The organism is Chamaesiphon sp. OTE_8_metabat_110, from assembly GCF_031382685.1.
Lineage (GTDB): Bacteria > Cyanobacteriota > Cyanobacteriia > Cyanobacteriales > Chamaesiphonaceae > Chamaesiphon.
In genome coordinates this window covers 1-8,546 of record NZ_JANMZA010000256.1, presented here as the reverse complement: position 1 = coordinate 8,546, position 8,546 = coordinate 1, and the positions used below count along the sequence as shown (strand labels likewise).

The 8,546-nt window shown below is 46.8% G+C and carries 4 protein-coding genes and 1 pseudogene; 1 reads left to right on the top strand and 4 read right to left on the bottom strand.

What is annotated here, in order from left to right:
- A partial coding sequence (glgB, locus tag RMO52_RS09370; protein WP_310413276.1) for a 1,4-alpha-glucan branching enzyme occupies positions 1 to 1,668 on the bottom strand: 1,668 nt, incomplete at its 3' end.
- Between the two features lie 298 nt (positions 1,669 to 1,966).
- Complete coding sequence (locus RMO52_RS09365; protein WP_310413273.1) at positions 1,967 to 2,560, bottom strand: Npun_F5749 family FMN-dependent PPOX-type flavoprotein; 594 nt, start codon at positions 2,558 to 2,560, stop codon at positions 1,967 to 1,969.
- 214 nt (positions 2,561 to 2,774) lie between these two features.
- Between RMO52_RS09365 and nrdJ the strand changes: the two are divergent.
- Positions 2,775 to 6,830 (top strand): annotated as a pseudogene (nrdJ, locus tag RMO52_RS24660) (ribonucleoside-triphosphate reductase, adenosylcobalamin-dependent).
- 95 nt (positions 6,831 to 6,925) lie between these two features.
- Here nrdJ and RMO52_RS09350 read toward each other — a convergent pair.
- Entirely contained in the window at positions 6,926 to 7,066 is a 141-nt protein-coding gene (locus RMO52_RS09350) for a hypothetical protein (RefSeq protein WP_310413267.1), read from the bottom strand.
- A 9-nt stretch (positions 7,067 to 7,075) separates the two neighbouring features.
- Positions 7,076 to 8,455, bottom strand: coding sequence for a phosphomethylpyrimidine synthase ThiC (gene thiC, locus RMO52_RS09345; protein WP_310413264.1), 1,380 nt, complete (start codon positions 8,453 to 8,455; stop codon positions 7,076 to 7,078).
- Positions 8,456 to 8,546 lie beyond the last annotated feature (91 nt).

Sequence of the window (8,546 nt, the reverse complement as noted above, 5' to 3'; positions counted from 1 at the left end):
GCCATGAACGACCTCATCGTGAGAGAGGGCGAGCATGAAGTTCTCGCTGTGGTTGTACCACATGCTGAAGGTAATATTATTTTGGTGAAACTGGCGGAACCAAGGATCCATCTCAAAATAATCGAGCATGTCGTGCATCCAACCCATGTTCCACTTGAGGTTAAAACCCAAGCCGCCCAGATAAGTAGGCGCGGACACCATCGGCCATGATGTGGATTCTTCGGCGATCGATAAGGCACCAGGGAAGTAACTAAAGATGAGATGATTGGTTTGGCGCAAGAAGTCAGCAGCTTCGATATTTTCCCGTCCGCCGTACTGGTTAGTTACCCATTCTCCTGGCTCCCGACAATAGTCGAGATACAGCATCGAACTGACTGCATCGACGCGAATCCCATCGATATGGTACTTATCAAACCAAAATAACGCGTTGGCGTAGAGGAAATTTCTGACCTCATTCCGTCCGTAGTTAAAGATCAGCGTCCCCCACTCTTTATGCTCGCCGATGCGGGGGTCGGCATGTTCGTACAAGTGAGTACCATCAAAGAAGGGCAAACCGTGCCCATCTTTGGGGAAATGTCCGGGTACCCAATCGACCAATACCCCAATATTAGCTTGGTGACAGCGATCGACAAAATACATGAAATCTTCCGGCGAACCGTGTCGCGATGTCGGCGCATAATAACCCGTCACCTGATAACCCCACGAACCATCGAAGGGATGCTCGGAAATGGGCAACAGTTCGATATGAGTAAATCCTAAATTCTGAACGTAGGGAATGAGTTTATCGGCTAGTTCCCGATATGTCAAAAACCGCGCCCCTGGATTGTAGTCAGAAACAATCACGGCTGGTGAAGTCGTACCGTCAGGTAACTGAGCTGGTTCGCCAGCAGCAGCGTGTAACCAGGAACCTAGATGGCACTCATACACCGAGATCGGTTGACGCAAAAGATCGCTCTGGCGACGCTTTTCGACCCACTCTTCATCTTGCCACTGGTGGACGCTCAGATCGACAACAATCGAGGCAGTTTTGGGGCGAGGTTCTTGCGAAAATCCGTAAGGGTCGGTCTTCTCATAGGGATGACCGTCTTGATTTTTGATCTCATATTTATAAGATGTGCCGACTTTGAGTTCGGGAATGAATAATTCCCAAATCCCATTCTCCCGCCTTGCCATTTGGTGCTTGCGCCCATCCCAGTAATTGAAATCACCGATTACCGAAACGTTGCGGGCATTCGGTGCCCAAACTGCAAAATAGACGCCCTTAATCCCTTCGATCTCGATCGGGTGCGCACCGAGTTTTTCATAAATTCGATGGTGATTTCCTTCTGAAAATAAGTGAATATCAAAGTCACTCAACAACGGCGAGGTAAAAGCATAAGGATCGTAGATGACCCGTTCGTGTCCCCCTTCAGTAATTTTGAGTTGGTAGTTGCTCAATTCGGGTAAATCGATCGTGCAGCTAAAGAAGTGCGGATGATGCTCTGACTGCATCAGATGCTCCTGCCGCGCTTCGGGAATCATCACCGAGACGGACTCAGCATTGGGGATATAACTGCGTACCACCCAAACAGTTTTTCCATTTTCCTTAACTTGGTGAGGGCCTAAAATTTCAAATGGGTTTTGATGTTTGTTTTCGACTATCCGGTCGATCTGTTCTGAGGCAACCATGAATTATTAACCTAAATTGACGCAAAAAGAATAAGTAAATTATTGATAATTAAACAAATTAAAAATCGCTACCAAGCGATCGATTTACAGATAATTATTGTACGGGATTGAGTTCCGATGTTCTCTCTGCCTACTGACTCAACAGCCGATAAGCTGACATTATTGTAGCTTAATAGGGGATAGGGGATAGGGGATAGGGGATAGGGAATAGGGGGTGGATGAATCGGTAATTGGTAATAGTTTGGACGAGTAGATAGTACTGACAACCTAATCCTGTTAATCCTAAAATCCTGGTCGGTTAGGGGTTAATCGATCGCATCTGCCATTCACCACTAATTCGCTCGTATGAGTAGCAATTCTGCGGATCGCCGCGTAATTCTAGATGCACGACTTTTGTAACTTCAAGCAGTAATAGACAGAAATTCGCTGATGGCTGGTACGGATCTGGTTGGGGTGGATTGAAGGCTTCGGGATCTGTACTCCGATCTGCTCCAGGAGTGCCCCAATCGAACTGAATGCGTCCAGAGTCAGACATCTGCATCCAGGCTTGCTGACGAGCCTTATGGTTGCTAGTATCTGCACATTTTGCTGTAACTAGTTGCAGCGTCCCACTCAATCGAAACTGCTCGCGGGTGGTGGGGAAATACCAACAGACTGCTGCCAAAGGAGATGCACCTGCTAATAAATCTAGAGCTTTCGACGATCGCAGATCCGTCACAGATTGCAGTTGACTGCCCGGTTCTAACCAGCCTCTAAACACCAGCGTGCGATTGTGAGGATGCAAATCCCGATCTACTGTTGCCAGTTGAAAATAACGTGCTTGGGGTGAGCTGCGGTTGCGATGGAGGGCGCGGGCGATCGGCGATCGCCACGGTGGTAGACTATCGTTCACAATGGGGGTTTCAATCTTATCGGTACACATTCAAGTGTAAATGTAGCAAATGAGTAGTAAAAAAGTTTGCAAACTTATTTAACTCGTAGTTCCGCCATTAGAGAGCGATGCGATCGCTAGAAGTAGCGTATATCTTAGGTTTTGACAAGATTGATTTATCTTGTGTCGATGCCTTATATTACTAATTCTGTTCAGAAATTAACATAGCTCACTCATGGTTAGAGAACTTGACCGAGTTCGTTCCGGATCTGGTTCGAGCGCGGAGATTTCAGCCCCAGCTCAACAACAACTCGATTTCCCCGCTACAGCACCCACGGCAAATCCTGTCTTCTTTAGAACCTACAGTCGCTTCACTGCTACCGGACGCGAGACATGGCAAGAAGTCTGCACCCGCACCCTCAAAGGCTTAGTCAAGTTAGGTAAACTAACCGACGCAGAAGCCGATATTATCGATCGAATGCAGCGTCAGGTAAAGGCAATGCCTTCGGGACGGTGGTTGTGGGTTGGCGGTAGCGAATGGTTGGAGCAACCCCAGAATTTTTCTGGTGCCTACAATTGTACGAGTACAAATGTCTGTGACTGGGCAGCCTTTGCCCTGATGATGGATTTAGCGATGATGGGTTGCGGAACGGGGGCAATCTTAGAACCAGATCTAATTGGTAAATTACCCGTTGTTAAAAATAAACTCAATATCGCAATTGCTAATGAAATCGGTGGCGTCCCGATCGCGAATCGTCAGGAATTAAGTACCGTTGAAATTGCTGAAAACAAAGCAACAATTCGCGTCGGCGATAGTCGCCAAGGCTGGGTTAATTCTTATAAAATCTTACTAGAATTATCGAGCGACAATCGCTTTGATGGTGAGGTGAACGTCTCGATCGACCTGAGCAATGTCCGTCCCGCTGGCGAACAGCTCAAAGGCTTTGGTGGTATGGCAAATCCCGTAAGACTGCCAGAACTTTACGGTCGGTGCGCAGGGATACTAAACAAGGCGGTTGGTAGACAATTAAACTCGGTTGAATGCTGTCTGTTAATCGATGAAGCTGCGGTCACTATTGTCGCTGGAAACATCCGCCGCTGCTTACCTGCTGGTGCTTTAGTACATGCTGAATCGGGATTAGTCCCAATTGAAAAAATCAGAATTGGCGATCGAGTTTTAACTAGCAAAGGATTCTACCCAGTCACAAACTTCTTCGACCAAGGCGAACAATCATTGTGTCGAATTAAGACTCAAGATAGTTACTTTGAATGTACGGCAGATCATAAAGTTGCCGTCCTCACGGACATCTATGGCAATTATCGGATGGTGAAAGCCAAAGATCTCCAACCAAACGACAGATTGGTATTCGTGCCCCAATCTATTCCTGGTACGCCAACAGAATTACCAGAATTCAAAGGTGAACTAGCTCCCCATTCCAAACGAATTACTGTCCCTGCACTCACTCCTGATGTTGCCTACTTTATTGGGTATTTACATGGAGATGGTTCGGTTGCTAGCGATGGTTGGCGAGTCAGATTTCGAGTTGCCGAACATCAACAGCAAATTCTCGAAAAGTTAATTAGTGTCGGTAAGTTATTTGGTTTAGATACTCACACACTTACAACACCATTACAGTGCAAAGCGAAAGCTTTTGAGCTGCAATTTAATTCCAGCGTTTTAAACCAATATCTATCTAAATTTAAACAACCTTTTGAAAGCATTTCAGTTCCTGACTGTATATTACTAGGTACAAAAGATATTCGGGAAGCTTATCTTGCTGGATTAGCTGATGCTGATGGTTGCTTTAGTCAGGGCGTATTAGTCGCATCAGTTCATGCGGATTTCTTACGCCAAGTTCAGACTATTTATGCTTCATTAGGCATCACAACTCGCCTATGTGCATCCATTCGGAAACGAACTGGCAAGTGGGAAGGTGAACTAGTAACTGTTGGCGGACGAGCGTTCGACGATACAGCATCGATATTCAACCAACATTCTATAGTATTTGCCGATCGGAGTAAAGAACGTCCTCACTCTTTTAAAGACCACGGATTTCCCAGAAACATGGTCAGACCTTTGGTAAATACTTATCGATATGGTTGGAGCAATCAACAAGAGCAAATGATTGTGCCAACGCTCAAGAAGTTTATTCCTGAAGCGACAGATCTGATTCCTGTTAAAGTCGATTCAGTCGAAATGGATGTTCGCACATCGCATACTTATGATATTGAAGTAGCCAGCATTCATGAATTTGTCTGTGAAGGAATTCTAGTTTCAAATAGTGCCGGAATGCGCCAATTTAATGCTAGCGATACCCTTGGTGCAACTGCCAAAGATAATCTCTGGCAACAAGACGAACATGGTAACTGGAGAATCGATCCAGAACGCGATGCTTTGCGGATGAGCAATCATACCCGTGTTTTCCATCACAAACCCACTTTAGAGGAGTGTGTTGCTGCCGTTCAGAAGCAATATCATTCGGGTGAAGGTGCGATTCAGTGGGCTGGTGAAGCCGTCGCTCGCTCGAATGCCGATCTATTGGATACACCAGACAAGAAACAACACTTTATCGATCTTTATGGGCAGTCACAAGAGCTAGCAAAAGGATATTTAAGGGAGTTGTTAGCTGCATATAAGAATCAGGCTAAGGAACAAATGTAATATAGTACACAGCTTGGCAACGATCGTGAGCTAGTACTCACCAACTATGCAATGGGTCGTTGTGAAGATGAGTAGATATAATACTCTGTGATGATTTGAATTGTGCTAGGATACTTGATTAGCTGTCTAGTGCAGTTAGTCAAGTATCTGATATAGCAAAATTAATGACATTTACTATAAGTAATGAAACAAAGAATATTGTCGATCTAGACATAGAACTAGAACTAGAACATCGAATGTCTAGGTTCGGATTAAATCCGTGTGGTAGATAAATTTGCCTCACTTTAAAAACCCTGCAAAATCGGTGAAAGCTGTGAAATGGTTGTCAATATTTAGATATTAATTAACCTGCTAATACCGAGGTAACTAGAGATATTAAAAAATCTCTAACACCGTAGAGCGTAGAGGATGAAACTGGTGGGTGCCAGAATATAAACCTCCAAGAGTGCGGGGCACTTAACAACTTAAATTAAGTGAAAATGTACGCCGAACTACAGAGAATTTAGAATCTGTAGAACTAGAGGATAAAAAGCCTTTAGGATAACAAAATTGGAGATTCTCGGTACCAACTTCCACTGCAATTTGGGGGAAGTACATTTGAACCAGCTCGATCCAAATAACCACCAAGAACAGCAAGACGCTTTTACGGCTAGTGCCTTGAGCGTTGCTGCATTACTCAACCATAAATTCCAAGAACCACGCTATCAATACAGTCGGGAACTAGATCCGATCGTCGGCGTGTCGTTTACGGGTTTATTTGACTTCTTCGTTCATGCCTTTGGCTCCGAATGGCTCCAGTGGTGGACGGCAGGTCGTCCAGCAACTGCGGCGGGGATTGCTTACAAGCAAAAAGAACATGAATATCTGAACACTTGGCGCGAAATCGTCGAGCAGACAGTGTGGGAATATTGCGATCGACATGGGATCAAACGTCCCAATCGCTGTACCACAGTCCAACCATCGGGTACCAAATCCCTGCTCACTGGTGCCTCTCCGGGCTGGCACGCGCCCAAAGCGCAACGTTTCATCCGCCGGATCACTTTCCGCAAGGATGACCCTGTAGCCCTCGCCTGTATCGATTATGGGTATAGCGTGATTCCGTCCCAGTCTGACAAAGATGAAAATGGCAATCTGCTAGATGACGCCTTCGATCCGCGCTGTACGGAATGGTTGATCGAGATTCCAGTGGCGGTGTCTTGGGCGGATCTGCCTGGTGCAGACTCGATCGAAATCGCTCAATTTAGTGCGCTGGCACAGATGGACTTCTACATGGGCGTTCAGCAGCATTACGTGCGGCACAATACCAGTGCGACGATCGAATTGCGCGAACATGAAGTAGATGAGCTGGGTAAACGGATTTTCGAGGCGATTCGGGATGATGAGGGTTATATCTCGGCGGCGTTACTCGCGCGGTTTGACGACCACCAAACCTTCCCACGTTTGCCCTTTGAACCGATCGACAAAGCAACTTTCGATACGATGATGGTCGGAGTCCTAGAGCGACGCCAAACAGCCGAATTTCATACCGCATTGAGTCGTTATGACTTGGGTAACAAGTCGGAAGAATCTGGCCCTGCGGGTTGTGATTCGGATAAGTGTTTGCTGCCAGATGTGAAGCCAAATAGTTAAATTCGATTGCTATTTACTAAATTTTAATTAATCCCCCCGATCGTATTCTCGTTAGGGGGGTTTTCGATCGCACATTGGTTAAAAAACTCTAGATCTCAGTCCATATAGGTGGACTGCGCTTCATGTGCGGCGATTTTAATCGCCGCTAGTGCTACCTGCCTTGACGGTTTACCATAGATAGAGTGTGTCGGCAAACAAAGATCCCCGACTTCTTGAAGAAGTCGGGGATCTGGCATTACCTTAAATTAACCGATACTCGAAGGCTCTTTCTCTTTAGCTAAGAACTTCTCTAACTCAGTCAATGCTTCCGCATCGACTTTTGTTTGCATCGGACAGAATTTAGGGCCACACATCGAACAGAACTCGGCAGTTTTGTAGATATCTGCGGGGAGAGTTTCGTCGTGATATTCCTTCGCCCGTTCGGGGTCGAGGGAGAGTTCAAACTGACGATTCCAGTCGAAGTTGTAACGTGCCTTGGACAGCTCATCATCGCGATCGCGTGCTCCCGGACGTTTGCGGGCGATATCGGCGGCGTGAGCGGCAATTTTGTAGGCGATCAGACCATTGCGGACATCTTCAGCATTCGGTAAGCCGAGGTGTTCTTTGGGCGTGACGTAACACAGCATCGCGGTACCGTACCAGCCAGCCATTGCCGCACCGATCGCGGAAGTGATATGGTCGTAACCAGGTGCAATGTCGGTAACTAGTGGCCCTAACACGTAGAAAGGAGCCTCAGAGCACTCTTCCATCTGTTTTTTGACGTTGAACTCGATTTGATCCATCGGGACGTGCCCGGGGCCTTCTACCATCACTTGGATGTCATGTTCCCAAGCGCGACGGGTGAGATTTCCCAGGGTTTTGAGTTCGGCGAGCTGGGCTTCGTCGGAGGCATCGTGGGTACAACCAGGACGCAAGGAGTCACCCAAGCTGAAGGACACATCGCATTTTTTGAAGATTTCGATAATGTCATCGAAGTGGGTATAGAGGGGGTTTTGCTTGTGATGATGCAGCATCCAGCGTGCTAAAATCCCACCGCCACGCGAGACAATTCCCGTCAGGCGATTGCGAACTAGGGGAAGATGTTCGATTAAAATACCCGCATGGATAGTTTGATAGTCAACCCCTTGCTGGGCATGTTTTTCGATGATGTGTAGAAAATCATTGGGGGTGAGATTTTCGACATTCCCGTGGACGCTTTCTAAGGCTTGGTAAATCGGTACAGTTCCGATGGGAACGGGTGAATTTTTGATGATTTCGATCCGAATCTCATCTAAATTACCGCCACCAGTGGAGAGATCCATCACGGTATCCGCACCGTATTTGACAGCGAGAATCAGTTTGTCAACCTCATCCTGCATGTTAGAAAAACTGGGTGATGCACCGATATTGGCATTCACTTTACAGCTAGATGCAATCCCGATCGCCATTGGTTCGAGATTGGGATGATTGGTATTTGCAGGGATAATCATCCGTCCGCGCGCGACTTCCGATCGAATCAAATCTACAGGAAGACGCTCGCGCTTGGCGACATGGTGCATTTCTTCGGTTTCGACGCCCTGACGCGCATAGTGCATCTGGGAGACATTGGCTTGTCCGCTACGTTTGGCAATCCATTCAGCACGCATATTCAATTTCCTATCATAAACAGCTTCCCTCCGCTGGCATTACCCAGACTCAGGTGCAAGGGTATGTTCTCAGCCCGACTGGTTTCGGACA

Coding starts and splice junctions, on each gene's coding strand:
- thiC (WP_310413264.1), bottom strand. CDS start 8,455: ATGCGTGCTGAATGGATTGCCAAACGTAGCGGACAAGCCAATGTCTCC.
- RMO52_RS09350 (WP_310413267.1), bottom strand. CDS start 7,066: ATGCCAGATCCCCGACTTCTTCAAGAAGTCGGGGATCTTTGTTTGCCG.